This window comes from Streptomyces sp. NPDC005820, assembly GCF_040630255.1.
Classification (GTDB): Bacteria; Actinomycetota; Actinomycetes; order Streptomycetales; family Streptomycetaceae; genus Streptomyces.
Window position 1 is genome coordinate 155,842 of sequence record NZ_JBEXXE010000006.1, and the last position, 26,891, is coordinate 182,732.

At 73.6% G+C, this 26,891-nt stretch carries 23 protein-coding genes; 13 read left to right on the plus strand and 10 right to left on the minus strand.

Annotated elements, in window-relative coordinates; genetic code table 11:
* The first annotated feature begins 4 nt into the window (after positions 1-4).
* The 4 genes from ABZ464_RS09470 to ABZ464_RS09485 are packed head-to-tail and all read left to right on the plus strand — an operon-like array spanning position 5 to position 2,467.
* On the plus strand, positions 5-220 hold the full coding sequence (locus ABZ464_RS09470; RefSeq protein ID WP_359273306.1) for an MbtH family protein: 216 nt from the start codon (positions 5-7) through the stop codon (positions 218-220).
* Between the two features lie 10 nt (positions 221-230).
* Positions 231-1,478: a cytochrome P450 gene (locus ABZ464_RS09475; protein ID WP_359273308.1), complete on the plus strand. Its 1,248-nt coding sequence runs from the start codon at positions 231-233 to the stop codon at positions 1,476-1,478.
* A gap of 31 nt (positions 1,479-1,509) precedes the next feature.
* Positions 1,510-2,247 (plus strand): SRPBCC domain-containing protein, encoded by a 738-nt coding sequence (locus tag ABZ464_RS09480; protein ID WP_359273311.1) that lies wholly within the window; start codon positions 1,510-1,512, stop codon positions 2,245-2,247.
* A gap of 31 nt (positions 2,248-2,278) precedes the next feature.
* Entirely contained in the window at positions 2,279-2,467 is a 189-nt protein-coding gene (locus ABZ464_RS09485) for a hypothetical protein (RefSeq protein ID WP_359273313.1), read from the plus strand.
* Positions 2,468-2,574: 107 nt separating this feature from the next.
* Here ABZ464_RS09485 and ABZ464_RS09490 read toward each other — a convergent pair whose 3' ends face one another.
* From ABZ464_RS09490 to ABZ464_RS09505, 4 genes are all read right to left on the minus strand, one after another.
* Positions 2,575-3,570 (minus strand): ABC transporter ATP-binding protein, encoded by a 996-nt coding sequence (locus ABZ464_RS09490; RefSeq protein ID WP_359273315.1) that lies wholly within the window; start codon positions 3,568-3,570, stop codon positions 2,575-2,577.
* A complete protein-coding gene (locus ABZ464_RS09495) occupies positions 3,567-5,438 on the minus strand; it encodes a dipeptide/oligopeptide/nickel ABC transporter permease/ATP-binding protein (protein ID WP_359273318.1) in 1,872 nt (623 codons plus the stop codon). Before ABZ464_RS09495 ends, ABZ464_RS09490 begins: the two co-directional genes overlap by 4 nt.
* Positions 5,439-5,535: 97 nt before the next feature.
* Positions 5,536-6,522, minus strand: a complete 987-nt coding sequence (locus tag ABZ464_RS09500) for an ABC transporter permease (RefSeq protein ID WP_359273320.1) — start codon at positions 6,520-6,522, stop codon at positions 5,536-5,538.
* A 38-nt stretch (positions 6,523-6,560) separates the two neighbouring features.
* Positions 6,561-8,159 carry an ABC transporter substrate-binding protein gene (locus tag ABZ464_RS09505; protein ID WP_359273322.1) on the minus strand — a complete coding sequence of 533 codons (1,599 nt, stop codon included), beginning with the start codon at positions 8,157-8,159 and terminating at the stop codon, positions 6,561-6,563.
* A gap of 153 nt (positions 8,160-8,312) precedes the next feature.
* Here ABZ464_RS09505 and ABZ464_RS09510 point away from each other — a divergent pair, with 153 nt between their 5' ends.
* The 3 genes from ABZ464_RS09510 (at position 8,313) to ABZ464_RS09520 (ending at position 11,750) form a co-directional block, all read left to right on the plus strand.
* The gene (locus ABZ464_RS09510) at positions 8,313-10,073 is read left to right on the plus strand and encodes a DUF885 domain-containing protein (RefSeq protein WP_359273324.1); all 1,761 of its coding nucleotides are present in this window, start codon (positions 8,313-8,315) and stop codon (positions 10,071-10,073) included.
* Between the two features lie 122 nt (positions 10,074-10,195).
* Entirely contained in the window at positions 10,196-11,341 is a 1,146-nt protein-coding gene (locus tag ABZ464_RS09515) for an alpha/beta fold hydrolase (protein ID WP_359273326.1), read from the plus strand.
* A gap of 148 nt (positions 11,342-11,489) precedes the next feature.
* On the plus strand, positions 11,490-11,750 hold the full coding sequence (locus tag ABZ464_RS09520) for a DUF5132 domain-containing protein (protein ID WP_359273329.1): 261 nt from the start codon (positions 11,490-11,492) through the stop codon (positions 11,748-11,750).
* A gap of 75 nt (positions 11,751-11,825) precedes the next feature.
* Here the strand turns inward: ABZ464_RS09520 and ABZ464_RS09525 are convergent, their stop codons facing one another.
* Positions 11,826-12,305: an NUDIX domain-containing protein gene (locus ABZ464_RS09525; RefSeq protein WP_359273331.1), complete on the minus strand. Its 480-nt coding sequence runs from the start codon at positions 12,303-12,305 to the stop codon at positions 11,826-11,828.
* Between the two features lie 43 nt (positions 12,306-12,348).
* Complete coding sequence (gene lnt / locus ABZ464_RS09530; protein ID WP_359273334.1) at positions 12,349-13,959, minus strand: apolipoprotein N-acyltransferase; 1,611 nt, start codon at positions 13,957-13,959, stop codon at positions 12,349-12,351.
* A gap of 209 nt (positions 13,960-14,168) precedes the next feature.
* On the opposite strand from lnt, the gene ABZ464_RS09535 reads away from it, so the two are divergent.
* Entirely contained in the window at positions 14,169-15,239 is a 1,071-nt protein-coding gene (locus ABZ464_RS09535) for an O-antigen ligase family protein (protein ID WP_359273337.1), read from the plus strand.
* 70 nt (positions 15,240-15,309) lie between these two features.
* Here the strand turns inward: ABZ464_RS09535 and ABZ464_RS09540 are convergent, their stop codons facing one another.
* The gene (locus tag ABZ464_RS09540; RefSeq protein ID WP_359273340.1) at positions 15,310-15,867 is read right to left on the minus strand and encodes a hypothetical protein; all 558 of its coding nucleotides are present in this window, start codon (positions 15,865-15,867) and stop codon (positions 15,310-15,312) included.
* A gap of 107 nt (positions 15,868-15,974) precedes the next feature.
* Positions 15,975-16,760 (minus strand): aspartate/glutamate racemase family protein, encoded by a 786-nt coding sequence (locus ABZ464_RS09545; protein ID WP_359273343.1) that lies wholly within the window; start codon positions 16,758-16,760, stop codon positions 15,975-15,977.
* Positions 16,761-16,799: 39 nt separating this feature from the next.
* On the opposite strand from ABZ464_RS09545, the gene ABZ464_RS09550 reads away from it, so the two are divergent.
* The gene (locus ABZ464_RS09550) at positions 16,800-17,993 is read left to right on the plus strand and encodes a glycosyltransferase (protein WP_359273666.1); all 1,194 of its coding nucleotides are present in this window, start codon (positions 16,800-16,802) and stop codon (positions 17,991-17,993) included.
* 16 nt (positions 17,994-18,009) lie between these two features.
* Here the strand turns inward: ABZ464_RS09550 and ABZ464_RS09555 are convergent, their stop codons facing one another.
* On the minus strand, positions 18,010-19,302 hold the full coding sequence (locus ABZ464_RS09555) for a TerD family protein (RefSeq protein ID WP_359273669.1): 1,293 nt from the start codon (positions 19,300-19,302) through the stop codon (positions 18,010-18,012).
* A 306-nt stretch (positions 19,303-19,608) separates the two neighbouring features.
* On the opposite strand from ABZ464_RS09555, the gene ABZ464_RS09560 reads away from it, so the two are divergent.
* The 4 genes from ABZ464_RS09560 to ABZ464_RS09575 all read left to right on the plus strand — a co-directional run bounded on the left by ABZ464_RS09560 (position 19,609) and on the right by ABZ464_RS09575 (position 24,281).
* Complete coding sequence (locus ABZ464_RS09560) at positions 19,609-20,037, plus strand: DUF6643 family protein (RefSeq protein ID WP_359273346.1); 429 nt, start codon at positions 19,609-19,611, stop codon at positions 20,035-20,037.
* A 41-nt stretch (positions 20,038-20,078) separates the two neighbouring features.
* Positions 20,079-20,903, plus strand: coding sequence for an MOSC N-terminal beta barrel domain-containing protein (locus ABZ464_RS09565; protein WP_359273349.1), 825 nt, complete (start codon positions 20,079-20,081; stop codon positions 20,901-20,903).
* A gap of 212 nt (positions 20,904-21,115) precedes the next feature.
* Positions 21,116-21,721 carry a hypothetical protein gene (locus ABZ464_RS09570; RefSeq protein WP_359273351.1) on the plus strand — a complete coding sequence of 202 codons (606 nt, stop codon included), beginning with the start codon at positions 21,116-21,118 and terminating at the stop codon, positions 21,719-21,721.
* A 115-nt stretch (positions 21,722-21,836) separates the two neighbouring features.
* The gene (locus tag ABZ464_RS09575) at positions 21,837-24,281 is read left to right on the plus strand and encodes a right-handed parallel beta-helix repeat-containing protein (protein ID WP_359273354.1); all 2,445 of its coding nucleotides are present in this window, start codon (positions 21,837-21,839) and stop codon (positions 24,279-24,281) included.
* Positions 24,282-24,286: 5 nt separating this feature from the next.
* On the opposite strand, the gene ABZ464_RS09580 is transcribed toward ABZ464_RS09575, so the two are convergent.
* On the minus strand, positions 24,287-26,650 hold the full coding sequence (locus ABZ464_RS09580; protein ID WP_359273357.1) for a hypothetical protein: 2,364 nt from the start codon (positions 26,648-26,650) through the stop codon (positions 24,287-24,289).
* Positions 26,651-26,891 lie beyond the last annotated feature (241 nt).

Genomic DNA, 26,891 nt, shown 5'->3' on the forward strand with positions numbered 1-26,891 from the left:
TCCCATGACCAACCCGTTCGAGGACCAGGACGGCACCTTCCTCGTGCTCGTCAACCAGGAGAACCAGCACTCGCTGTGGCCGGAGTTCGCGGACGTCCCCGCCGGGTGGACCGTCGCCCACGGCCCCGACACCCAACCCGCCTGCCTGGAGTACGTCGAGCGGACCTGGACCGACATGCGGCCCAAGAGCCTCGTCGACGCCATGGACGCCCAGCGGTAGCGCGGCCGACGTGACCTCCACCGACACCCTGGACGGGGCTCGCGGCGACGCGGGCCCCGTCCGGCCCGGCGACCTCGCCGCGGCGCTGCGGACGCCCGAGGCCCGCCGGGACCCGTACCCGTTCTACGCCCGTATGCGGCGCGAGAGCCCGGTCCACCGCAGCGACCAGGGCATCTGGTACCTCACCCGGTACGCCGACGTCGAGGCCGCCCTGGGCGATCTGCGTCTGTCCAACGACCGGGACCGGATGACCCGGGCCTACGGGGCGCTCGGCGGCGACCTGAAGGCCTTCAGCCGGATCACCGACCGGCTGGGCCGGGTGATGACCAACACCGACCCGCCGGACCACGCCCGGCTGCGCAAGCTGGCCAACCGCGCCTTCACCGCCCGGCGGGTCGAGGCCCTGCGCGACGGCATCGGGCGGATCGTCGACCGGCTCGTCGACGAGGCGGTCGCGGCGGGACCGTCCATGGACCTGATCGAGGCGGTCGCCTCCCCGCTGCCGCTGTCCGTCGTCTGCGAGCTGTTCGGCATCCCGCCCGGGGACCGCCCGCAGGTCAAGGCCTGGTTCCGGCGCCTCGGCCGGCTCACCGAGGACATCGCCAAGTCCGAGGCGGCGATCGAGCAGTACGAGGACTACCTCGCCGGACTCGTCGCCCGACGCCGGGCCGACCCGGGCGACGACCTGATCAGCGCCCTGGTCACGACGCAGGCGCAGGACGACCGGCTCACCGACTCCGAACTGCTGTCCACCTGCTTCGTCCTGATCACCGCGGGCGACGAGACCACCACCCATCTGGTCGGCAACGGCATGCTCGCGCTGCTGCGCCACCCCGAGCAGCTGGCCCGGCTGCGCGAGGACCCCGCGCTGATCCGCTCGGCCGTCGACGAACTGGTCCGCTACGACACACCGACCCAGGCGATCGTCCGGGTGGTGGCCGAGGACGTCGAGATCGGCGGGCGGACGCTGCGCGAGGGCGAGCTGGTGTACCTGTTCCTCGCCGCGGCCAACCGTGATCCCGAGCGGTTCGACGACCCCGACCGGCTCGATCTGTCCCGCCCCGGCAACCGGCATCTGAGCTTCGGCAACGGCCCGCACTTCTGCCTCGGCGGTCCGCTGGCCAGGCTCCAGTCCGAAGTGGCCGTCGGCACGCTGGTCCGCCGGCTCCCGCACCTGCGGCAGGCCGAGGGGGCGGCCCTCGAATGGCGGCCCAACCCCCTGCAACGGCGGCTGAGCGCCCTCCCGCTCACCTACTGACCCCCTGAACGAGGACGAAGGAGAACTGACCATGGCCCGAGAGTTCGAGGTCCGCCGGGAGCAGGACCTGCCCGCCCGGCCCGAGCAGGTCTGGGATGCGGTCGCCACCGGCGCCGGCAACCTCGGCTGGCTGTACCCGATGGAGGTCGAGCCGCGCGTCGGCGGAAAGGTCACCCGCGCCGACGGAGACGTCGTGGCGTGGGAACCGCCGCACCACTTCGCCGTGCGCGTGGCCCTGGACGACGGGTTCTCCAACACGCTCACCTACCGGATCGAGCGGCTCGACGACAAAACCAGCCACCTGCGGATGGGAATCCACTGGGTGCACACGGGAGTCGTCGACGACTACTGGGACACCAAGGCGGACGCGGCCGAGAAGCACGTCGACTTCTACCAGCACGCCCTCGCCGAGTATCTGAGGCACTTCGCCGGCCGGCCCGCCGTCTACGTCAAGGCGGGCCGCGCCGAGCGCACCGACGACCCCGCCGACTTCGCCGCCCTGCGCCGTCGCCTCGGCCTCACCGACGACACGGCCGTCGGCGACCGGCTGCCGCTGGACGTCCCGGGTGCGGACGGCGGCCCGCAGGAGGTGGTCGTGGACTGGCTGAGCCCCGACTTCGTCGGCCTGCGCGGGCCGGACGCGCTGTACCGGTTCTTCAACGGTTCCACCTGGAACTGGCCGATCTGGCTGGGTCACCACCTGTTCGCCGAGGACGCGGACGAACAGCAGGCCACCAAGGTCTGGAACGCCTGGCTCAACGGCGCCTGACCCGTCGCACGACACAACCCGAGGACCTCTGGTGGAAAAGCTGCTCTACGCCGCCGAACTCGTCCAGGAGGACGGCGCCTACAAACTCGTCGTGCAGGACGTGGTGCGGGACACGGTCCAGGTCACCCCCGTCCCCAAATCCGCGGTGGACAGGCTCCCGACCTTCCTGTCGGTGCTGAGTTCCAAGCTCGACCCGGCACCGGCCCGCGGCCGCCGGTAGCCCTGTCCCGACGTGCACGAGGCCGGTGCGGTCCGGCACCGGCCTCGTGCACGGGCGTCCGTCGGCGCATGACGTCTCGACGGGCGGCACTCTCGGCCGTGGGCCGTTCACGCCGGGTGCACCCCGTCGGCGCGGTACGGGAAGTGGCATGCGGCACGGTGCGGCTGTCCCGCCGCGTCCTGCTGGGGGTCCCGTGCGGCGCAGACCTCCCGTCCGGGATGCCGGGCCGGCCCGACGGGGCACCGCGGATGGAAGCGGCATCCGGTCGGCGGCGCCGCGGGGTCGGGCACCTCACCGGAGAGGAGCGGCTCCACGGCCTGTCGCCGTCCGGGGTGCAGGCTCGGCACGGCGGACAGCAGCGACCGGGTGTAGGGGTGCCGGGGGCCACGCAGCAGGTCCTCGGTGGGGGCGGTCTCGACGATCCGGCCGAGGTACATCACGGCGACGACGTCCGACACATGGCGGACGGCGGCGAGGTCATGGCTGATGAACAGCATGGCGAAACCCATGCGTCGCTGCAGATCCCGGATCATGGTGAGCAGCGCCGCCCGGACCGACACGTCGAGCGCCGAGGTGACCTCGTCCGCGAGGAGAACCGTCGGATCGACGGCCAGCGCGCGGGCGACGGCCACCCGTTGACGCTGGCCGCCCGAGAGCTCCCCCGGCACCCGGTCGGCGCAGGCGGCGTCGAGGCCGACCAGTTCCAGCAGTTGGCGGATGCGCTGTTCGCGGCTCCGGCGGTCCAGCGGGACGAAGGCGCCCGCCGATTCCGCGATCGACTGACGGACCGTCATACGAGGGTCCAGTGCCGTGTCCGGGTCCTGGAACACCAGTTGGACCTGCCGCCCCAGCCGACGCCGCTCGGCCGCGCGACGCCCGCGGTACTCCCGCCCACCGACCGTGATCCGCCCGGCGTACGGGCTGTCCAGCCCGACGACCGCACGGGCCAGCGTGGACTTTCCCGAACCCGACTCGCCGACGAGGCCGACCGTCGTGCCCGGGGGAACCTCCAGTGACACTCCGTCCACCGCCGTGACCGGCCCGAACGGCCCCTGGTGGCGAACCGTGACGTCGTACAGCGTCAGCCCTCCCCTGTCCGTCACTGCTCCGCCTCCTCGGTCTCACGCGGTCCGCTGAACACGGCCGGGGGCAGCGGTCGCCAGCAGGCGACCTCGTGCCGGGGGCCGAGCGAGGCCGGCACGGGGCTCTCCTCGGCGCACCGGTCCACTCGATGAGCGCAGCGGTCGTGGAACGCGCAGCCCGGGATCGCGCCGTACAGATCGGGCGGTCCCCCCTCGATCGTGCGCAGGGGCCGGTCCGGCTCCGCGGCCAGGTCCGGGACCGAGGCGACGAGCATCCGGGTGTAGGGATGCCGTGCGCCGGTCGCCAGCTCGCGGGCGGGGAGGTTCTCCACGATCGTTCCTCCGTACATGACCAGGACCCGGTCGCAGGTGTCGGCCACCAGGGCGAGGTCGTGGCTGATGAGGAGGATCGCGGTGGCGTCCTCGCGCCGGACCCGGCGGAGCAGGTCCATGATCTGCCGCTGCACGGTGACGTCCAGGGCTGTCGTCGGCTCGTCCGCGACGATGAGGGCGGGCCGCATCATCGACGCGGCGGCGATCGCCACGCGCTGGCGCTGACCGCCGGAAAGCTGGAAGGGGCGGGAGCGCAGCAGCCGACGCCCGCCGGGCAGCGCGACCCGTTGCAGCTGGGCCAGCGCCCGCTCGACGGCCTCGGCGCGAGAGACGCCGTGGTGCGCACGCACGGCCTCCGTCAGCTGCGTTCCGATGCGCAGGGACGGGTTGAAGGCCGAGGCCGGGTTCTGGAAGATCATCGCCATTCCCGTCGCCAGCAGCCTGCGTCGCTCCGTGCGGGTCGACGACGCGGCGTCCCTGCCGAGGAACCGGTGGGTGCGCCAGGTCGCGTCGGCGCCGTCCGGCAGCAGGTCGGCGAGGGCGAGCGCCGTCAGTGACTTGCCGGAGCCGGACTCGCCGACCAGCCCGACCATCTCGCCGCGCCGCAGGGCGAGCGTGACACCGCGGACGGGCCGGACCACCCGGTCCGCCGTGGGAAGGGCGACCCGCAGATCCTCCACCTCCAGCACGGGGGCCGCCGCTCCCGGGCGATCGGCGTGTGCCGGCTGCGCCGGGTGCGCCGGGTGCGCCGCGGGCTCTTCCCTCCGGCGGGGGCGGGGCCGTCGCGCGGCGGCTCCGGCCAGCACCTCGCCGAGCAGTTGGAAGGCCACGGCGGCGTAGACGATGGCGATGCCGGGTGCCACGGCGGGCAGTGGTTCGGTGTAGATGCGGTCCAGCCCCTGGCTCAGCAGGAGTCCCCAGTCGTACGAGGGGGGCTGCACCCCCAGTCCCAGGAAGCTGAGTCCCGACAGGGCCACGAGTGCCGAGCCCGCGGCGACCGTGGTGTTGAGCAGCAGCGGTTCGGCGATGTGGGGCAGGACATGGCGCAGGAGGAGCCGATGGCGGCGCAGTCCCAGCACGCGCGCCGCCGCCATGAAGTCGGTCCCGGCGACTTTGGCCGCGAGGGTCTGGGTGAGCCGTGCGAAGCCCGGTGCGGAGGCGACGGCCATGGCGAACACCGCAGCGCCCGCACCCGCGCCGAGGAGGGCGGCGAGGAACATCGCGACGAGCAGTGCGGGAAAGGCCAGCAGGAGGTTGATCAGGGCTCCCAGCAGTCGGCGGGCCCGCTCGCCCACGACGGCGGTGAGCGCGCCGAGGGTGATCCCGGCCGCCGCCCCGAGGAGTGTGGCCACGACGGCCGACAGCAGGGAGGGCCAGGTCGCCGCGAGCAGCCGGGCGAGCAGGTCGCGCCCCAGCCGGTCCGTGCCGAGCGGGTGATCCGCCGTGGGCCCGAGCAGGACCGCCGACGGGTCCGGACCGCCGGCCGCCGGCCCGTACAGCACGGCCCCTACGGCGGCCAGTACGGCGAGTGAGCCGAGCATCGCCAGGGTGATCACGCCCAGGGGCGAGCGCCAGGCCGCCCGGAACGCACGAGACCGGGAAGGAGACAGGGAAGGGGAAGGGGAAGGGGAAGGGGACGACAGCACCATCGGATCACGTCTTCCGGATGACCGATCGGGGGTCGAGCAGCGCGAGGGCCAGATCGACCAGGAAGTTCACCACGAGGACGGCCGAGCCCAGCACCAGAACCGACGCCTCGACGACCGCGTAGTCCTGCGCGGCCACGGACTGGGCCATCGCCGAGCCGATGCCCGGCCAGGCGAACACCTTCTCGACCAGTACGGTCCCCGCGATCAGCGCCGGCAGGAGGTTCCCGGCGAGCGTCAGCGACGCGGTCAGCGTGTTCGGCACCACGTGGCGCAGATAGAGCGGGAGGGAGGGCAGCCGTTTCGCCCGGGCGGCCCGCACATGGTCCGCGGCGAGAACGTCGAGCGTCTCCACCCGTACGATCCGCAGGAGAACGGCGGTCGGAGCGAGCGCCAGCGCGAGCACGGGCAGGACATAGGACTGGGGTCCGACGTCCCCGGCCACCGGAAAGAGGCGCAGGGCGACCGCCAGTCCCGCGGTGAGACCGGCCGCCAGCACGAAGTCCGGCACGCCCGCCACGACGGCGGTGGTGGCGGTGAACGCCAGCTCCGCCCGGGGCCGCCGCCCGCCACGGGTCCACACCGCGGCCAGCAGCCCCCCGGGCAGGGCGACGACGAGTACGCAGCCGAACGCCAGGACGGCCAGCAGCAAGGTGGCCGGCAGACGTGCCCTGATCAGGTCGGCCACCGGCTCGCCGGTCACCAGCGACACCCCCAGGTCCCCGTGGGCCAGCTGCCGCAGATACTGCCGATACTGTGCCGACAGGCCTTGGTCCAGGCCGAGTTCGTGGCGTTTCGCCGCCACGAGGTCCGGCGGGGCGTCCACGCCCAGCGCGGCCCGGACGGGGTCGCCGGGGACCAGCCGGATCATCGCGAAGGAAGCGGTGACGACCAGGAAGAGGGACACCAGCAGCCGCACCGCACGCCGGCAGCAGAACACCACCCACGGGTGGCGCCGGGCCAGGACACCGGGCCGCGCGGACACGGTCGTCACGGGAGACCTCCTCGACTGGTGGTGGGCGAGTGCCGCCGCTAGCGGTGCAGGCGGATGCTGGTCGGTACGATCCGGCCGCCGGGCGCGACGGCGAACGTCGTCCGGTAGCCGTACACCGTGCTCGTGCCGTCGGCGACGGGCAGCGCGTCGGCCGAGCGGAGCAGCGCCGCGGCGGCCCTGTTCCAGTCCGCGCAGCCGGCCGTGCCCGGTGCGCGCAGGGCGCGGGCGACGAAGCGGTCGTAGGCGGGGTTGACGACGTACGCGAAGTTCAGTCCCCCGGAGGGCGGCGGGCCGGAGAAGTACGGGACGAGTTGCGCGGGCAGCGGCGGGCCCGGGGAGCTGCCGACCACCACGTCGAAGTCGCCGCTTCCGTACATGGCCTGGACCACCGCGTTGCGGCTCTCGCTGACGAGATCGACGTCCACGCCCAGCGCCTGCCATGTCACGGCCATGAGTTCGGCGACCGACGGAAGGGTGGAGCCGAAGTCGGCGCTGCTGAGCAGACGCAGACGCAGCGGCCGGCCCTGCCGGGCCAGCCTGCCGCGTGCGTCCTTCGTCCAGCCCGCGGCGCGCAGGGCCCGAACGGCGCTGCGCGAGGGCAGGTTCGCGGTGGTCAGGTCGGCGTGGCAGACGGAGTCGGCGGCGGTCAGATGGCTCGCGGGTGTTCCGTCGCCGCCGATCGCCACGTTGGCGAGGCCCTCGCGGTCCAGGGCGCCCACCAGTGCCCGCCGCAGCACGGGATCGCTCAAGGGGCGGCCGGACCGTTCGTTGAAGAAGGTCAGCCCCACCACGGTCGGCACCTCGACGGTGGCCAGGCCGTGACCGGTCAGCCGGGCGCGGTCCGGGCCGGTCACCGCCGCGATGTTCACGCCGCCCGTGAGCAGCAGATTCGCCGCCGTCGACTCCTGCGGCAGCACCGACACCACGATCCGCCGGGGCTGGCCCGCAGCCGCGTTGGTCGCTCCGCCCGGCCCCCACGCGTACCCCTTGCGCCGGGTGAAGACGTACGGACCGCCCGAGGTGTAGCGGCTCAGCACGTACGGCCCGGTGCCCTGCGTGGTCCTGTCCAGCGCGCCGGGATCCGCCAGCCCGGCGGGGCAGACGACGGGCAGCAGCCCGATCGTCCGCACGACGAAGCTGTACGGCGACGCCATCCGCACCGACACGGTCCGTGTCGCGTCGTCGGCCGACACCGTGAACGGCACCCCGGGCAGTGCCGCTCTGGCGCCGATGAGCCGGTTGCGGGGATCGCTCGCATGGCTCAGTGACCGGGCCACTGCGGAGGCCGTGAGGAGCGTTCCGTCGGAGCAGGTCACTCCCCGGCGCAGGGTGAAACGCGCCGTCGTGGCCCCGGCCCGCCACTTCTCGGCCAGGCCCGACACGACACGCCCGTCCGGCGCCACACTGACCAACGAGTCGTAGGCATAAGGAGCCAGGGCGGAGCCGAACTGCTGGTACGGATGGAAACTCGGGGTCTCGGCTGCGCTGGCGATCGTCACGGTGCCGCCCACGACGACAGGGGTGCGTGTCGACGACACGTCGCCGCCGCCACAACCGGCCAGCACGGCCGACACGACAGCGGCGGACACCACCGCGACCGACCGGGACCCGGGAAACGACACGGTTCGGCGGTGCATGGGGGAATCGTGCCACCGGGTCAGCGGGTGCCGGACCGGCTCTCCCGGGCCGGACACGAACGGGCCGGACGATTCCCCCGTCCGTGTGAGGCAGCCCGACTCGCGGTTGACGTCGTTTCCTGACGTGGCGCCATCTCGGCGGACACTGGCACCATGGCGCACCACCCCTCGGACTCCCCGGCCGGCTCGGCGACGCGCGAGGTCGACCGACTCGCGGCCCTGTACTGGGACTTCCTGCTCGCCCGTGAGCCCTTGCTGCGGACACGCCGCGGGCTGCCCGTCGAGTCGCTGCCGGGGGTGTCCGCCGCGGAGGCCGACGAGCGCGCCCGGTTCGCGACCGGGATGCTGGACCGGCTGGGTGCGCTGCGGGCCGCGGAGCTGTCCGGTCCCGCCGCCGACACCGCGGGCTTCCTCCGGGCGCTGGCCGAACAGGAGACGGAGTCGGGACGGTTCCACTGGCTCACCCCCACCGCCACGCCGTACCAGCTCTTCCGCCTCCAGCAGTACGGCGACACGGTCTTCCGTCAGTTCCGCTTCGAGGGCCGGGCCGACGCGAACCGGTACGTGTCCCTCGTACGGGATCTGGCCCGCTGCGTCGCGACGATCGGCGACAAGGCCACCGGGCAGGCGGCCCGGGGCTTGTGCATTCCGGCCCCGGCGCTGGCCGGGGTCCGCACCACCCTCACCCGGCTGCGGGCGTCGGCGGCAGGGTTCGTCCGGGCGGACGCCGAGCGGCTCGCGCGGCTCGACGCGGCAGCCCGGGGGCGTGTGCGCGACACGGTGGCGGGGCTCGTGGCCGCCGAGCTGGAGCCGGCGTTCGACCGCCTCCTCGCCCTGGTGAACGACCCGGACTACCTCGGGCGGGCGCCGCAGGCCGTCGGATGGGCCCACTGTCCGGACGGCGATGCGGCGTACCGGTCCTTCGTCAGGACGTACACCTCCGGCGACACCCCGCCGGAGCGCCTCCACGATCTGGGCCGGGAGCAGTGCCGGGAACTCGGCGAGCGGATGCGGGAGATGCGCGGCACGCTCGGCTTCACGGGGACGGAGGCGGAGTTCCATGAACGGCTCACGAGGGAGCCGCGCCTGTACGCCGGCGCCCCGGAGGAGGTCGAGGCCCGCTACCGCGGACACCTCGACCGCCTGGTGCCGCTGCTGCCGCGCTGGTTCGCGGTGCTGCCCCGCGCTCCGTACGACGTGGCCCGCCTCGACCCGGCGCTGGAGGCGTCGATGACGTTCGGCTACTACGAACCGCCGACCGCCGCACAACCGGTGGGGCGCTACCGCTACAACGCCTCGGACCTGGCTCATCGGTCCCTGCTCGGCGCGGCCGCGCTGATCTACCACGAACTGGCGCCCGGACATCACTTCCACCTCGCCCGTCAGGCCGAGAACACCGCGCTGCCCGACCTGCGCCGCGAACTCGCGGCCTTCAGCGGCTTCCAGGAGGGCTGGGCGGAGTACGCGGCGGGGCTCGGCTGGGAGATGGGGCTGTACGACGACCCGTGGGACGCGTACGGACGCCTCGCCCATGAACGGTTCACCGCGCAGCGCCTCGTCGTCGACACCGGCCTCAACCTCGGGACGATGACCCTGGAGCAGGCGCGCGCCTTCATGCGCGGCCACGCGGCGGCCGAGTCCGAGGGACAGATCACGACCGAGCTGCTGCGCTACGCGACCGACATGCCCGGGCAGGCGCTGACGTACCGGGCGGGGTATGTGGAGTTCACGGCCCTGCGGGCGGCGTGGGAACGCGACGCCGGCGCCGCGTTCGACGTGCGGGTCTTTCACGAGGCCGTGCTGGCCGGCGGTGAGCTGCCGTTCTGCGCCCTGCGCCGACGGGTGGCGAGAGAACGGCACGGGGTGCACGGGCGACCGCGGAGGCACTCGTGGTCCCCCGAGGAAGGCGGCTGATCCCGGCCCGACACCGCGCGTGGCGGCCGTGGGGTTCCCAGGGGACCATGCTGGTGCCGGGCGCGGGGGCGCGCGCGGTGTGTCCCTGACAGCGGCCACGACGGCTCGGACGGGAGGGAAGCATGCGACCGGGTGCACGTGTCGCCGACGCGCTGCTCCGGCTGCTCGGCCGGGACTGGGCCGGGCTGGCCCTCGCCCTGGTGCCGGCGGCCGTGGGCGCGTGGTGCCTCGCCCTGGGATCCGGCCGGCGCGTTCTCGGCGGCGTGCTCTGCGCCGTGGCCCTCGCCCTCGCGCTCGGGTCCCTCCGCCATCTGGTGCATGTGGCCCGGGTACGGGTGAGGTATCCGCCGCCCGGACGCATGGTCGACGTGGGCGGCCACCGCATGCACGTCCTCGCCGAGGGGGACTCCGGTGCGAGGCCCACCGTGGTCTGGATGCCGGGCGGCCACACCGGGGGGTACGCCCTGTACCGGCTGCACGCGCTGGCGCGGGAACGGGCGCGTTCGGTCCTGGTCGACCGTCCGGGTACCGGCTGGAGCGACGCGGGCCCCTTTCCGCGGACGACTGCAGCCGAGGCCGTCGAACTGCTCACGGCGCTGGAGCGGGCGGGTGAACAGGGGCCCTACGTCCTCGTGGGGCACTCTTTCGGGGGACTGCTCATGGCCAACGCCGCCAGGCGCCGCCCCGACCTGGTGGCCGGTCTGGTGCTGCTCGATCCGACCCCGCCCGAGGTCGTCGCATTCGGCCCGTCGCTCCCGGCCCTGCGGTATGCCACCAGGGACCAGACCGCCCTCGCGCTGCGCCGCCTCTTCGGCCTCCACGCCCTCCTGCGCAGGAACGGGACACGTTCCCCGGAGGACCCGGCGCTGGTCCTCACCATGATCGAGACCAGGACCAGGGCGAACTGCGCCGCGGCATCGATCCTGCGAGAGCTGTCGCCCGCCGGCATCACCAGAGTCGGGTGGCAGACCGTCGTACACGACGGCGAGCTCGGCTCGCTCCCCCTCCTCCTCGTGGCCCCACGCGATCTGACGGGCGGTCAAGCGATCTTCGACGCGGTGGGCGATCCGGAGGAGAGGGCCCGGGTACGGCACTTCTTCCTCACCGTGAGAGAACGGTCCCTCGCGGCCTCCAGCAGGGGCCGGAGGGTGTACACCCCGGAGGGAACCGGCCACGACTTCCCGGACCGCGTGCCCGAGTTCGTCGTGGAGGTGGTGTGCTCGCTGCTGGACGAGGGCGAACAGGGCGCGCCGGACCCGAACGAATGAAAGGCGTCGGCGTCCACGGGCGCATCGGCCGAGGCCCGCTTACGGTGTGTTTCGGTGGGGGTGAAGTCCTGCTCGGCACGGTCGGCCGGGCGGTGTCGGCCCGTGCGGCGGCGGCAGCCGTGCCGTGCACACACGAGAGGGTTCACGGATGCCCCCTGTAGTTCCTCCCTTCCTGATCGGCCTGATCACCGCCCCTGTGCTCAAGCGAGTGGTGAAACCGCTGGTACGAGGCGTCGTCATGACGTCGGTCGGCCTGGCCCTCGAAGTCAGGCGGGCAGCCGTCGAGACGGGCGCGCAGATCCAGGACCTCACCGCCGAGGTGGTGGCCGAGAAGCAGGCGCGCTCGGGCGGGGCGCCGCGCGCGAAGGCCGACGGTGTGGTCACGGCGCGGGGGGCCGGGGTCGGCTGAACCCCGGCGCCCGGCGCGACGCCGGTGCCCGCGACACCGCGCGGGCCCGTACCCCATGGGGTCAGCTCCCGCGCCTCACTCGGACGGGGTGGTCTCGAACCACGTCGGTTCGTCGGAGAGCGCCTGCTTGATGCGGAACACCTGCTTCTCGTGCATCGGCGGCAGGGCGTCCACCTCGAACCAGCCCACCTGGAGGGACTCGTCGTCGTTGACCCGCGCCTCGCCGCCGACCGCCCGGCAGCGGAAGGTGACGTCCATGAACCGGCACCGGTCGCCGTTGGGGTACTCGACCTCCCGACCGGAACGGATCAGGACGATGCGTTCGGGTACGCAGTGCACGCCCGTCTCCTCCTCCACCTCCCGCACGGCGCAGTCCGCGGGCTGCTCGCCCGGGTCCGGGATGCCGGTGATCACGGTCCACTGGCCGTTGTCCGCACGCTGTCCCAGCAGGACGCGTCCCCGGTCGTCGAAGACGACGGCGCTGACGCCGGGGAGCCACAGGAGCTGGTGGCCCGCGGAGGCCCGGATCTCGGTGATGAACTCAGGAGTCGGCATGGGACCGACCCTAACCGGACCGGCCCCCCGCCTCGACGACGCCTCAGGCAGCCGTACCGCGCCGGGCGCGTACGCCCGCGGCGACCGCCCAGCCCAGACCGCCTGCGGCGACGAGCACCAGGGCGATCTCCGGGAGGATCCCGAGCCGGGTCGCGGGCGTCTCGGAGGACCGCAGCGGCACCTTCTGCACCAGGTTGTCCGCGACGAACATGCCGGTCTTCTGGGTGATCCTGCCGTCCGGCATGATGATCGCGCTGACCCCGCTGGTGACGGGCACGGTCACGGTGCGGCTGTGCTCGACGGCACGGACACGGGACATGGCGAGCTGCTGGTAGGTCATCTCGCTGCGGTCGAAGGTGGCGTTGTTGCTGGGCACGGAGATCAGCTGGGCGCCGTCCGTGACCTCGGAGCGCACCGCCCAGTCGAAGGCGGCCTCGTAGCAGGTGACCAGGCCCACCTTCGCGCCGTCCATGCTGAACACGCCCGGCTTGGTGCCCCGGCTGAAGTCCTGGCGGACCATCGACGTCCAGTCGCTGTTGATCGCGCCGATCAGCGAGCGCAGCGGGAGGTACTCGCCGAACGGCTGGATCTGTCGCTTGTCGTAGGTCTGGGTGGGTCCCTTCTCCGGGTCCCAGAGGATCTGCTCGTTGTAGAGCTTGCCGTCGCGCTCGACGACTCCGCCGACCGAGATGGGCACACCGACGGCCTTGGCGGCCTTGTCGATGACGGCGGCCGCGTCCGCGTAGGCGAACGGGTCGATGTCGGAGGAGTTCTCGGGCCACAGCACGAAGTCGGGCTGCGGCTTCTTGCCCGCCTTGACCTCGGCGGCCAGCCGTTCCGTCTCGCGCGCGTGGTAGTCGAGAACGGCCCGACGCTGGGAGTTGAAGTCCAGACCGAGGCGGGGGACGTTGCCCTGGATGACGGCGACCGTGGCGGTGCCGTCCTCCGCCTTGTCGCTCACCAGGGAGCGTGAGGCCAGGGCGGCGCCGACGGGGACGGCCAGGCTGAGCAGGGCCACGGCGGCGGCCGACTTGCGCACCTCACCCGTACGCCGGCGGTCCAGGATCAGCCGGACCGTCTCGTAGAGACCGAAACCGCACAGGACGACGGCGAAACCGAGGACCGGGGTGCCGCCCAGCGCGGCGAGCGGCAGGAAGACGCCGTCCGCCTGTCCGAAGGCGACCTTGCCCCAGGGGAAGCCGTGGAAGGGCGCACGCGCGCGTGCGGCCTCGCCCGCCGTCCAGAGCGCCGCCGCCCACACCGGCCAGGCCGGCAGCTTCGAGACCTTGGCGACGCCGACACCGACCAGGGCGATGAAGACCGCCTCGATGGCGACCAGGGCGAGCCAGGGACCGGGGCCGACCTCGACCCCCGTCCACACCAGGAGCGGCAGCAGGAAGCCCAGGCCGAACAGGTAGCCGAGGCCGAGCGCCGCCTTCCAGGTGCGGCCGCGCAGCACCCAGCCGAAGACCGCGAAGGCCGGCAGGGCCAGCCACCACACGGTCCGGGGCGGGAAGCTGACGTAGAGCAGCACTCCGGCGAGTGCCGCCGCGGCGGCGGGCAGGAGGCGCAGCAGACGCGCGCGGCGGGAAACCGGCGTGGCCTGGGGCTCGAGCCGGTCGGGCTGGCCCACGGAAGTTGCGGTGACGGTCACTCCGGGAGTGTACGGCGGGTCACCTTTTGGCCGACAGCGCGGTCCGCGGGGGCACCCTGTGGACCGCTGTCGCGCTCAACCCCGGCACGGCTCATCCACAAACCGCCCATCAGCCGTTACGGTGTGCCAGAGCCCCGTTCGCACAGACGTCCGGGGCGGCATTGGCCGGGGGGCGACCGGGTTCGGGGGGTCTGGTGGGTTCCACGGGGATGACGTCGGCGACGGCCGGGGACGCCGACGGGGACAGACGCAACGTCTCCGACGCGGCCGGAGTGGCCGTGCTGGGGGCCTGCGCCGCGTGGTCGCTGGTCAGCGCGGCCGTGCACGGCGGACGGCCCGAGGGCGTCCTGCTCGCGGTGCTGGCCGTCGCGGCCGGCTACGCCACGGGGCGGATCTGCGGAGTGCTGCTGCCGGTGGCCGCGCCGTGTGCCGCGGCGCTGACCGGGCTCACCCTGACCGTGGCACTGCCGCGCCTCGCGCCGGGTCCGGAGATCGCCGCGCCACTGGGGCACGCGGGGGCCACCGCGGCCGTGCTCTCGCTGTCGGCCGGAGCCGCGTGCTGCGCCGCCTGGGCGACGTCCGTGCCGCTGCTGCGGCTCGCCCTGCGGTTGCTGGCCTGCGGTGTCGTGGTGGCGGGGGCCGCCCTGGGCTCGGTCGCGGCGGTCGTGACGTGCTGCGCGGTGCTGCTGTGCTCACTGGCGGCGGGGCGGATGCACCACCGTGGTCCGGCCCTCGCCGGCCTGGCCCTCGCCACGGCCGCGGTGACCGGTCTGACCTGGGCGGTCGCCGGGAACGCGCTGCCCGGCGACCTCGCCGCGTCGCTGGAGGACCAGCTCACACCGCGCCGGGTCGCGCTCTGGCGGGACGCCCTGCACCTGGCCCACGGCAACGCGGGGCTCGGCGTGGGGCCCGGCCGCTTCGGGGAGCTGAGCGCCACGGCGGCGCAGTCGACGTTCTCCGACGGCAAGCCGCACTCGGCGCCGCTGCAGCTGGCGGCGGAACAGGGTGTCGTGGGGATGCTGCTTCTCGCGGCGGCGTACTGCTGGGTGCTGTTCGCCCTGTGGCGGGCGCCCCGTCCCACGCCGGTCGTTCTCACGGCGGGCGCCGCGCTCACGGCCCTCGCGGCCCTCGCCGCCCTCGGCAACGCGCTGAGCTTCACGACGGTGTCGGTCGGCGCGGGCCTCCTGGCCGGCCTGGCGACGGCCCGCCCGCTCACCGACGAGCCGGTGTCCGGGCTGCCCACGGGATCGAGCAGGGAGCACGACCGGCCGGCCGTCTGAGGTCCGCGGCATCCCACGCACCTCACCAGCCCCACCCGCCAAAAGAGAAACGCGGCAGCGCGTCCGATGTTCAGAGCGCCGGGCCGGGCGTCCGCGACCGCAGACGGGCCCTGATCGCCGCCACGGCGGACTCGGCCTCGTCCACGGTGATCGTGAACGTATGGCCGTCCCACAGCCGCAGCACCACGCCCTCACCACGGCGTACGACGACGGCGGTGCCCTTCTCCGGACGCCAGCGGTAGCCCCAGCCGCCCCAGTGGCGCGGGGTGACGCAGGGGTCGAACTCGGCGCCGGCGACATGCGCGAGCGGGATCCGGCGGCGCGGCACGCCGATGTGGCCGCAGCGCACTTCCAGCACGTCCTGGTCGAGCTTGAGGTCGACGTGGACGAAGGCGAGGGTGCCGAAGAGAACCAGCAGTCCGGCGGCGATGCAGCCGACGACGGACATGACGAGGGGAAGGGTGCCGGACGTCCAGGCGGAGTCGACGGCCAGCTCGATGCCGAGGGCCATGCAGGCGGCGCCGACCAGCGCGAGCAGCCACTGGAACCGGTTGGTGGCGCGGCCGGTCCAGACGTCGGGATGCGGGGTGTCCTCGCCCGGGGGGTGAACGTGGGAGTGGTCCCTCATATACATGAGGTTACTCAGGTTTCGCTGCGCGGGTAGGGCGTCGCACAGGGTGACTGGGCCGAGTGGGCGCTGCACCGGGCCGGGGGGCTACCGCCGGTGACCGGTGGTCACGGGGCGGGGCTGACGGTCTGGAGCAGCCGGCCTTCCGCATAGGCGAGGGCGGGCTGCGGGATGCCGCCCTCGCGGCCGCTGAGCAGGACGGTCACGGAGCCGAGGCCGGTCGCCTCGGGCTCGGGCCGGGCGCCGATGCGGCGCAGGGCCTGTGCGGCGACGGCACCGGCCGAGCCGTGCAGGACGAGGGGCGGCCGGTCGGGGCGCTGCACGGCGGCGCGGATGCGGTCGGCGACCAGTTCGTAATGGGTGCAGCCCAGGACGACGGTCGTCACCTCCTCGGGAGTGAGGGCGGCCGCCGCGGCGACGGCGGAGGCGATCGCCGTCTCGTCCGCGTGTTCGACGGCCTCGGCGAGACCCCAGCAGGGGACCTCGGCGACGGTGACCCCGCCCGCGAAGTCCTCGATCAGACCGCGCTGGTAGGGGCTGCCGGTGGTGGCGGGGGTGGCCCAGATCGCGACGGGTCCGCCGCCGGCCGCGGCCGGCTTGATCGCGGGGACAGTGCCGATGACCGGGATGCCCGGTTCCAGGCGGGCGCGCAGGGCGGGCAGGGCGTGCACGGTCGCGGTGTTGCAGCCGACGATCAGGGCGTCGGGCCGGTGGGCCGCGGCGGCCTCGGCGACGGCCACCGCGCGGGCGGTGAGGTCCTGGGGGGTGCGCGGGCCCCAGGGCATGCCGTCGGGGTCGAGGGAGAGCACGAGATCGGCGTCGGGTCGCAGACGCCGTACCGCGGCGGTGGCCGCCAGCAGCCCGATTCCGGAGTCCATGAGCGCGATCTTCACCCGGCCACCATAGACGATGTGCTCCTGCGGACCGGCCGGGTGGGGGACACTGCGCGGGTGAGCGCCGTCGTGTGGATCGCCGCCGTGTCCCTGGCCGCCTGGGTGTGGCTGTTGCTCTGTCAGGGCTTCTTCTGGCGCACGGATGTCAAGCTGCCGGCCCGGCGGGAGCCCGAGGAGTGGCCGCCGGTGTGTGTGGTCGTCCCCGCGCGCGACGAGGCGGCGGTGCTGCCCGCGAGCCTGCCGTCGCTGCTCGCGCAGGACTATCCGGGGCGGGCCGAGGTGTTCCTCGTCGACGACGGCAGCTCGGACGGCACCGGGGAACGAGCACGTGAACTCGCGCGGCGGCACGGCGGGCTGCCGCTGACCGTCGGCTCGCCGGGCGAACCGCCGCCGGGCTGGACCGGGAAGCTGTGGGCGGTACGGCACGGCATCGCGCTGGCACGCGCGCGTGAGCCCGAGTACCTGCTGCTGACCGACGCCGACATCGCGCACGCACCCGACAGCCTGCGTCAGCTGGTCGCGGCGGCGCGCACCGGGGACTTCGACGTCGTGTCGCAGATGGCGCGGCTGCGCGTGGAGAGCCTGTGGGAGCGGCTGGTCGTGCCGGCGTTCGTCTACTTCTTCGCCCAGCTGTATCCGTTCCGCCGGATCGGGCGGCGCGGGGCGCGGACGGCGGCAGCGGCGGGCGGCTGTGTGCTGCTGCGCGCCGAGACGGCCGAGCGGGCGCGGATCCCGGACGCCATCCGGCACGCGGTCATCGACGACGTGGCGCTCGCGCGCGTGGTGAAGGGTTCGGGCGGCCACATCTGGCTGGGACTGGCCGAGCGGGTGGACAGCGTGCGCCCCTATCCGAGGCTGCACGACCTGTGGCGGATGGTCTCGCGCAGTGCCTACGCGCAACTTCGGCACAGTCCGCCGCTCCTGGCCGGTACGGTGCTCGGCCTGACGCTGGTGTATCTCGTGCCGCCGCTGGCCCTGGTCGCCGGATCGGCCGTCGGCGCCCCGGCCACCGCGCTGCTGGGCGGCCTGGCGTGGCTGGTGATGACGGGGACGTACATGCCGATGCTCCGCTACTACCGGCAGCCGCTGTGGCTCGCGCCGCTGCTGCCGTTCACCGCGTTCCTGTACCTGTTGATGACGGTGGATTCCGCCGTGCAGCACTACCGGGGGCGGGGCGCGGCCTGGAAGGGCCGCACCTACGCCCGTCCGGACGCCGTGGCCGACGAGGGCTGAGCGGCTGGGGAAGGGGTTATTTACGGCCCGGTGTCCAGTTCATGCCCCAGTTGTAGACGCGGTCGACGGTCCGCTGCGGGCTGACGCCCCGGTCGGGCACGAGATAGCGGGCCTCGCGCTGGACGATCAGATCGCCACCCTGGTTGGTGATCAGCGCGAGCGCGCACACGGTAGAGGGGACGGTGCACTCGTCGAGGGCGAAGTCGACCGGGGCGCCGAACTGGGGTTGCAGGGTGACCGTCGCGTGCAGGTCGGCGAAGGAGCGGGCGCCTTCGTAGATGGTGACGAAGACGAGGATGCGCCGGAAGTCGTCCCTGTGGTCGAGGTTGATGGTGAGGTTCTCCCCACTGGCGACGGCCCCGGTGCGGTCGTCGCCGTCGAGGTGGATGTACGGCGGCTGGTGCAGCGCGCCGAAGGCGTTGCCGAGGGCCTGGACGACACCCTTGCGGCCGTCGGAGAGTTCGAACAGGGCGCACAGGTCGAGGTCGAGGTCGTGGTGGAGGGCGACGGCACGGCCGTGTTTGGCGCCCCAGCCCGAGAACTGCTTGCGCACCTCCCAGTTGAGGTTCACGCGCATGGCCCCCGAGGTGGCGCCCTGCTTGGTGAGGGACACCGCGGGGGCGGCCTTGGTGAGCGTCACCTTGGTCAGCCGGACCGGGGCCAGCGGCGGGGGCGGCGGGGCCTGGTGGACGGGCGGGGGCACGGTGACCGGCAGCGCGGGCATGGTGGGCCGGGCGGAGGGGTGCGGCGGGGCCGGGGCCGCAGGGGGAACCGGCGGTGCCGTGTGCTGCGGCTCGTCGACGGTGATGCCGAAGTCGGTGGCCAGTCCCTCCAGGCCGGTCGCGTACCCCTGCCCGACGGCGCGGAACTTCCAGGCCCCCTGGCGGCGGTAGAACTCACCCAGCACGAAAGCGGTTTCGACCGTGGCGCCCGTGCTGTCGAACCGTGCGGCGACGGTGCCCCGCGCGGCGTCCCGCACCTCGATGTAGAGGTCGGGCAGGTGCGCGAAGCTGCCGCCGTCGGCGGAGGCGGCCAGGACGACGGTCTCGATCGACGGCTCCACGCGCGCGAGGTCGACGACAAGGGTGTCGGTCACCCGCCCACCGGACGTGCTCTTGCCCTCGTGGCGGACCGCGCCCGAGGCGTGGGCCGGCTGGTTGTAGAAGACGAAGTCGGCGTCGGAGCGCACCTTCCCGCCCACCAGCAGCAGCGCCGAGGCGTCCGCGTCGGGCACCCCGGGCCCCGAGCGCCAGCCCAGCTCGACCCGTAGCGCCGTGGTCGGCACCGGCGTGTTGGACCCCTTCGGCATCGACATGTCCGCCCCCTCGACCTTCCCCGCACCGGGCCGCGTGCCGGCGCCTCTCGGTTGTCTACCCGGTCAACCTATTCCGCAGGACAGCGCAAGCCCAGGAAGGGCACAGGAAGGCACAGGAACGCCCCCTCCCGACCCGCCGGTAACCCGCCCGGAACTCGGCTTTTACCCGATCAGAGCCCTGCCCGCCGCCCCTTTTTGCCGAGTTCGCTCGCATTGGGGATCCGAGGTCACTGCCGACACGGAAAACAACCCTCTTATCGGTCTCCCCAACCAGCACATCGTGGGCTTAACTTATGTGCCATGACCTCCCCCCGCTCCACCTATGGCGGCTACTACTCCGCCTTCCCGGACACCCCGATCTACGACTCGCTCGTGGCTGAGCGAGGCACCCCGCAGATCGCCCCCATCCGGGTCCCCGCCGCGTACGACACGCCGAGCAGCAGCAACCTGCCCGCGCTGCCGTCGGCGCTGCCCGCCCTCCCGGCGGCCCCGTCCCAGGCGTCGTACGGCTACCCGCAGGCGCAGCAGCCCTCGCCGCTGCAGCAGGCGCCCGCGGCGTACATCCCGCCGCAGTCCGCGCCCCGCGGTTACCCGGGTCCGCAGATGCCGCAGCAGCCGCGCCCCGCGGCGCCCGGGATGGGCTACGAGGCCATGCGCCCCGCCGCTCCCCGGCCGGCCGCGCCCCAGTACCAGGACCCGTACAACAACCAGCAGTACCGCGGGTACTGAGCCGCCCCGGGGTCGTCGGTGCCACCTGGCAGGATGACCCCATGGGGAATGCGGAGCTGCTGTCCATCCATCGCTATCCGGTCAAGGCGTGCCGGGGCCAGTCGCCCCGGGAGGCCGTCGTGGAGCCCTGGGGGCTGACCGGAGACCGACGCTGGGCGCTGATCGACGACGGGGGAAAGGTCGTCACGCAACGCCAGCAGCCGCCCCTGGCGCAGACCGCTGCCGAGCTTCTGCCCGGCGGCGGCGTCCGGCTGTCCGCACCCGGCCTCGAGCCGCTGACCGTGGCGGTGCCCGAGCCGGTGGGCACGGTCGCGCTGGAGATCTTCCGGGACAAGGTGGAGGGGGTCCTCGCCGACGCCGAGACGCATGCCTGGTGCAGCGCGTATCTCGGCGTCGACGTCCGCCTGGTCCACATGGACGATCCCGCGACACGCCGGCCCGTCGATCCGGAGTACGCGCTGCCCGGCGAGACCGTCGCCTTCGCCGACGGCTATCCGCTGCTGCTCACCACGGTCGCCTCGCTCGACGCCCTCAACGCCCTGATCGCCGACGGTGACCACGCCGCCGAGGGCCCGCTGCCGATGAACCGTTTCCGGCCGAACGTGGTCGTGGCGGGCACCGAGCCCTGGGCGGAGGACCACTGGTCGAGGGTGGAGATCGGCGAGGTCGCCTTCCGGGTCGCCAAGTCCTGCGGACGGTGTGTCGTGACCACCACCGACCAGACCACCGCCGAACGCGGCCGGGAACCCCTGCACACCCTCGGCCGGCACCGCCGGATCGGCGGCAAGCTCGTCTTCGGCCAGAACCTGGTGCCCCTCACCCACGGCACCGTCCGGATCGGCGACCCGGTCCGGGTGACCGGCTAGGGCCTGCCGATTTCAGGACAGGGCCCTGGATCAGGCCGCGTTCCACGGAGCCTCGACGTGCGGGAACCTCCGCCGGGTGCCGGAGCGTTGGGGTGTCGTGAGAAGTTCATGAGAGGTCCCGGGCGCGGGTGATTTCGCTCTCTCTTCGCCCGGTTTCCCGCGTGAACGGCTCCGCCGGGGGTTATCACGGAGCGGGAAGGGGGTGCGGGACGGTGCGAGCGATCGGTGGAATCTGGCGCTGGCGGCACAATCCGCTGCGCCGCGGGACGGATCTGGTCGAGGCCTGGGTGGCGCTGTCGGCGCTGCTGCTGATCCTCCTCGTCGCGCCCGTCGTGGGCTCCCTCATCGGTGCCGTCGCCCAGGACTCCCTGCAACAGGCGGTCCGTGAGCAGCGGCAGGCCCGGCACGAGATCACGGCCACCGTCGTAGGGAAGGCGAGCGCCTCGCCGTTGGAGGCCGACCCCGAGGCCGCCTCCGGGCGGGAGACCCGCCGCCGGGTCGTCGCCGACTGGACCGCCCCGGACGGCACCGACCGGCACGGCACGGTGCTGGCCCCCCTGAAGACCCCGCACCGCGGCGACCACTTCGGGATATGGACGGACACGCACGGCCGGCTCGTGGCCCGGCCGCTGGACTCCGCGACCGCGACGACACACGCGGTGCTGGCCGGATTCGGCGCGGCGCTGCTGACCGCCGGCGCGGTCGAGGGCGGCAGACGGCTGATCGTGTGGCGCATGGTCCGCCGCCGGTACGCCCGCTGGGACCAGGCATGGGACCGCGCGGGCCCGGACTGGGGCCGTACAGGTACCGGTAGCTGACGTCGTTCGGTCAGTGGTCAACTCACCGCCCGCGCGCACGCTACGGTGGTCCGGCCGAACCATGCATGATTCGGCATCAAACCCGCGTACGACGAGGTGGGGGCACAGCAACGCCATGGCACAGGGCACGGTCCAGGTGACGCACACCGGCACATCGAGGTGGCGGCGCCGCACAGGTGAGTACGCATCGCTCGCCGCCGCCCTGGAGGCCGCGGCCGAGGGCGATGTCCTCACGATCGCTCCCGGCACCTACCGGGAGAACCTCGTCGTGCAGCGGTCGGTGACCCTGCGCGGCCCCGAGGGCTCGCCCGGCTCCGTGCGGATCGCTCCGGTGGACGGGGTGCCGCTGACGGTGTGCGCGTCGGCGGTGGTGCAGGATCTGCACGTCGAGGGCCAGGACGCGGCCGCGCCCGCGGTCCTCGTCGAGGAGGGCACGCCCGAGCTGCTGGACATGCGGATCGTCACCCGGTCCGCGACGGGCATCGAGGTGCGCGGCAACGCCCGTCCCACGCTCCGGCGGTGCACCGTCGACAACCCGGCGGGCATCGGGATCGCCGTGGTCGACGGCGGCGGCGGTGTCTTCGAGGAGTGCGAGGTCGTCGCGGCCGGGCAGGCGGGCGTCCTGGTCCGCGGGGGCGCGCACCCCCGCTTCGAGCGCTCCCGGATCCATCACGCCTCCGGCACCGGGGTGAGCGTCACCGGCGACAACTCCGGTCTGGAAGCGGTGGGCTGCGAGATCTACGAGGTCCGGGGCAGCGGGGTGCAGATCACCGCGCGGGCCACCGCCCACCTCACGGACTGCGCCGTGCACCGCACCACCGCCGACGGGGTCACGCTCGACACGGACGCGGTGCTGACGCTGGCCGACTGCCGTATCCACGACATCCCGGAGAACGCGATCGACCTCAGGTCGCGCTCGGTGCTGACGCTGACCCGCACGACCGTGCGTCAGTTCGGGCGCAACGGGCTGTCGGTGTGGGACCCGGGCACCCGGGTCGACGCCAACCAGTGCGAGATCTTCGACAGCACCGGCGACTACCCGGCCGTATGGGTCAGCGACGGCGCGACCGCCGTCCTCGACTCCTGCCGGGTGCACGACGTGCCGGACGCGCTGTTCGTCCTCGACCGCGGCTCGCGCGCGGACGTCATCGACAGCGATCTGGCCCAGGTGCGCAACACGGCCGTGTCGGTGAGCGACGGCGCGACCGCCCAACTCGACGACTGCCGGATCCGGGAGGCCGCGACCGGCGCCTGGTTCCGTGACCACGGCAGCGGCGGCACCCTCAGCAACTGCACGGTGGACGGCGTCCAGACCGGCGTGATCGTCACCAAGGGCGCCGACCCGACGGTCGAGCGCTGCACGGTCACCTCCCCCGCCGAGGCCGGTTTCTACGTCTCGGCCGGGGGCCGGGGCAGCTTCCTGAACTGCCGGGTGAGCGACAGCGGGGGCTACGGCTTCCACGTCATAGACGGTTGCCGTGCGACGCTGCGCAGATGCCGTACCGAGCGCTGCGCGCGCGGGGGGTACGAGTTCGCGGAGACCGGCGCCGACGGGGCGCCCGGTGCGGGGGCCGTGGTCGAGGACTGCACCAGCGACGGGAGCGCCGGTCTGCGGACCGCGGCGAGCCGGGAGACGGCCCTGCAGACGACCCCCTCCGCGGTGGGTCTGCTCGGTCCGATCCCCGAGCAGCGGATGACCCTGCCGGAGCCGCAGGCGGCGCCGGCCGAGGCCGGGACGGAGGTGTCGGTGCGGACGTCGAAGGACGTGCTGGGCGAACTCGACGCGCTGGTGGGTCTGGAGAGCGTCAAGCGCGAGGTGCGGGCGCTGACCGACATGATCGAGGTGGGCCGGCGCCGGCAGCGGGCGGGCCTGAAGGCGGCCTCGGTCAAGCGCCATCTGGTGTTCACCGGCTCCCCCGGCACCGGAAAGACGACCGTCGCGCGGCTCTACGGCGAGATCCTCGCCTCCCTGGAGGTGCTGGAGAAGGGCCATCTCGTCGAGGTGTCCCGGGTCGACCTCGTGGGCGAGCACATCGGCTCCACCGCCATCCGTACCCAGGAGGCGTTCCAGCGGGCGCACGGCGGGGTGCTGTTCATCGACGAGGCGTACGCGCTGTCGCCGGAGGACGCGGGGCGGGACTTCGGCAAGGAGGCCATCGACACGCTCGTGAAGCTGATGGAGGACCACCGGGACTCCGTCGTGGTGATCGTGGCGGGCTACACGGCCGAGATGGAGCGGTTCCTGACCGTCAACCCGGGGGTGGCGTCCCGTTTCTCACGGACCATCACCTTCGGCGACTACGGCCCCGACGAGCTGCTGCGGATCGTGGAGCAGCAGGCCGAGGAGCACGAGTACCGGCTGGCGCCGGGCAGCGCCGAGGCCCTGCAGAAGTACTTCACCGAGATCCCCAAGGGTGCCGCCTTCGGCAACGGGCGCACGGCACGCCAGACGTTCGAGGCGATGGTGGAGCGGCACGCGAGCCGGGTCGCGCAGCTCGCCGAGCCCAGCACGGACGACCTGACCCTGCTGTTCGTGGAGGACCTGCCCGAGCTGCCCTGACCCGCTCAGGCGCGCTGCCCGGGCAGCTCCGGGCTCAGCCGGGCCAGCAGGCGGGCGCGTTCCTCGGCGAAGGCCGGGTCCGCCTGGTAGTCGGAGTGGCCCAGGACGGGCGCGGGCAGCGGATGCTCGGCGGTGCGGCCGTACGCCAGGGGGTCCGCCAGGGGCGCGCGGTCCACCTCGGGGCCGCAGTCGTCGCCGGTCAGCCGCACCGGGCCGCCGATGGGGTCGGTGAGCCGGTACAGGTTGCGCCAGCAGTCGATGTCCCGGTGCAGCGCGGCGAGCGCGGCCGGGCCGAAGTGGGCGGGGAACCAGCGGCCGTAGAGGCGCTCGATCGGGGAGCCGTAGGTCAGCAGGGCGACCCGTCTGCGGTCGGACGGTTTCAGCTGCCAGGCGGCGGCCGCGGCGAGGACGCTGCCCTGGGAGTGCCCGGAGATGACGAGCCGGCCGCCGGTGGCGCGGGTCCAGCCGGTCATCCGCCAGGTGAGGTCGGGCACCGCGCGCTCGGCGTAGCAGGGCGGGGCGAAGGGGTGGGCGGCGCGGGGCCAGAAGGTGCCGACGTCCCAGAGGATGCCGATGGTGCGCCGTGCGGAGGCGTCCTTGTAGGCGCGCCGGCCCCAGGTGACGAACAGGATGAAGCCGAGGCCGATCAGCCAGGAGCCGAGCGCCTGCCCGGCCTGGGCCGCGCCCTGCACGAAGGGTCCGGCAGCCGCCGTGGCCCGGACCGGGGTCCGCCCGCTCGCGAAGGCTCCCACGAGGGCGCCCGCGCCCAGGAGCAGGGTCGAGGCGGCGGTGACGGCGACCAGGAGAGGGGCGCGGTCGGTGAGCGTGGCCGTCGACCGCGTACGGGCGATACGGCCGGTGCGGGCCGGGTCGCCGGGGTCGGCCCGATATTCGCGGACCACTGCCGCCCGCTCGGCCCGGGTGAGCAGCCAGGTCCGCCGGCCGAGCAGCGCGCACAGCACCAGCAGGACTACGAGCAGCACGGGGATCACCGACGCCTGCCAGGTCAGCAGCACCGGGGGGCCGTCGAGCGAGGTCCCGGTGCCGTCGAGCCAGTCCGAGACCCGCTGTGACACTCCGCCGGACATCACCCCGCCCAGCGCACAGGCCAGCATCACGACGGCGGGCCCACCGAGCCCGCGCAGCGCGGACCGCTCCTGCGGGGTCACGGCCCCCGTCCCCTTGTCGGCGCCGCCCTTCGCCGCTCTGTGCAGCACATGGGCCACGGCGGTCAGGGCCAGGACCAGGGCGCCCTGGGCCAGGGCGAGGGTGCCGAAGGCGGTGTCGCCGGCCAGGCGGCCGGAGGAGTGCCAGTGCGGGCGGCTCCAGCCGGCGTAGACGAGGGTGAGGGCGAGGAGGGCGAGGGCGGTGAGGGGGAGGCGGTGGACGAGGTGGGCGTCGAGGGTGCGGTCGAGGCGGTTCTCGCTGCGGCCGCGCCGGCACACCACCCAGACCACGGCGAACGCGCCGACGGCCAGGGACATCTCCAGCAGCCGGCCGAGCGCGTCCAGGACGGCGGGGCCGCCTGGGCGGTGGTCCTCGCGGGCCGCCGCCGTACCGACCGCGGCGGCCACCGTGAACAGGCCCGCCGCGGTGTGGGCGGCGCGCAGGCGGGCCACGAGGCGGCGGCCGTACCAGAAGCCGGGTCGGCTCAGCGCGGTGTGGGCGGGTCCGGGTTCCGGCTCGGGGCCGCGGTCGAGGGGCTCCTGGGACTCGTACGCCCGCCAGGTGCGGTGGGAGAGGTACCACAGGAGGCCGGTCAGGGCGGTCGGGACCAGGGCCGCGAGGGCGAGGCGGCGGCCGGGCAGGCTCCACCAGCCGCCGTGCGAGCCGCTGGGGGACAGAAAACCCAGCCAGGAGTGGCGGGCGGCGCACGCGCGGGTGCCCGCGCACTGCCAGGCGGTGAGGTCGAGGGCGACCTCGCAGGCCGCCGCGACGAGCAGGACCGTCAGGCTGAGGCCGGCTAGCCGTACGAGCAGGCCGTACAGGCGGACCCCGCGGGTGCCCTCGCGGGCGGCCGGGCGCATCCAGTGGGCGAGGTTGACCACCATGAACGGCAGCAGCAACAGCCACAGGGCGCGGGTGCCGTTGCCGGAGGTCAGGTTGGACCAGACGTACGCCTCCCGGACCGGGCGTCCGTCGTGCTCGCCGGACGGCGTGTTGGCGTCGGCCGCCGGGGAGTCCGCGTCGGCGTCCTCGGCGCGCCGGTAGACCGCGGCCGTGTCGTCGCCGGTGATCCGCACGGTACGCGGATCGTTCAGCATCTTCTCGGGCGTGGCGCCGCCCACCCCGTGGACCAGGAGTTCCAGGGCCGCTCCGCCCGTCGAGGAACCCGTCGAGGAACATTCCACCGTTCGCACTTCCCCCATTGACACGCCGCTTCCCCGTCCTCGTGCGGGCACAGGATCTCCGCTCCGGGAGGCTTCTACACCTCGGCGCACCGAATCTCCCCGATCCGTGCGCCACAGGAACATCACAGCCCCCTGATGGCATGCACGCATCGGGGTGCCGGCACAGTCGGGGCGCTGTCGTGCGAGGATGGGTCGCCCGCGCACCTGTGACTGGCGAGAATGTTCTCGTCGCAGCAGGTGAGCGGGCCTGTCGAGACGT

Bases quoted from the DNA above. Each gene is read 5' to 3' on its own strand.
- ABZ464_RS09470 (WP_359273306.1), top strand. From the start codon at position 5: ATGACCAACCCGTTCGAGGACCAGGACGGCACCTTCCTCGTGCTCGTC.
- ABZ464_RS09480 (WP_359273311.1), top strand. From the start codon at position 1,510: ATGGCCCGAGAGTTCGAGGTCCGCCGGGAGCAGGACCTGCCCGCCCGG.
- ABZ464_RS09505 (WP_359273322.1), bottom strand. From the start codon at position 8,159: ATGCACCGCCGAACCGTGTCGTTTCCCGGGTCCCGGTCGGTCGCGGTG.
- ABZ464_RS09510 (WP_359273324.1), top strand. From the start codon at position 8,313: ATGGCGCACCACCCCTCGGACTCCCCGGCCGGCTCGGCGACGCGCGAG.
- ABZ464_RS09515 (WP_359273326.1), top strand. From the start codon at position 10,196: ATGCGACCGGGTGCACGTGTCGCCGACGCGCTGCTCCGGCTGCTCGGC.
- ABZ464_RS09520 (WP_359273329.1), top strand. From the start codon at position 11,490: ATGCCCCCTGTAGTTCCTCCCTTCCTGATCGGCCTGATCACCGCCCCT.
- ABZ464_RS09525 (WP_359273331.1), bottom strand. From the start codon at position 12,305: ATGCCGACTCCTGAGTTCATCACCGAGATCCGGGCCTCCGCGGGCCAC.
- ABZ464_RS09535 (WP_359273337.1), top strand. From the start codon at position 14,169: ATGACGTCGGCGACGGCCGGGGACGCCGACGGGGACAGACGCAACGTC.
- ABZ464_RS09540 (WP_359273340.1), bottom strand. From the start codon at position 15,867: ATGAGGGACCACTCCCACGTTCACCCCCCGGGCGAGGACACCCCGCAT.
- ABZ464_RS09555 (WP_359273669.1), bottom strand. From the start codon at position 19,302: ATGCCGAAGGGGTCCAACACGCCGGTGCCGACCACGGCGCTACGGGTC.
- ABZ464_RS09560 (WP_359273346.1), top strand. From the start codon at position 19,609: ATGACCTCCCCCCGCTCCACCTATGGCGGCTACTACTCCGCCTTCCCG.
- ABZ464_RS09565 (WP_359273349.1), top strand. From the start codon at position 20,079: ATGGGGAATGCGGAGCTGCTGTCCATCCATCGCTATCCGGTCAAGGCG.
- ABZ464_RS09575 (WP_359273354.1), top strand. From the start codon at position 21,837: ATGGCACAGGGCACGGTCCAGGTGACGCACACCGGCACATCGAGGTGG.
- ABZ464_RS09580 (WP_359273357.1), bottom strand. From the start codon at position 26,650: ATGGGGGAAGTGCGAACGGTGGAATGTTCCTCGACGGGTTCCTCGACG.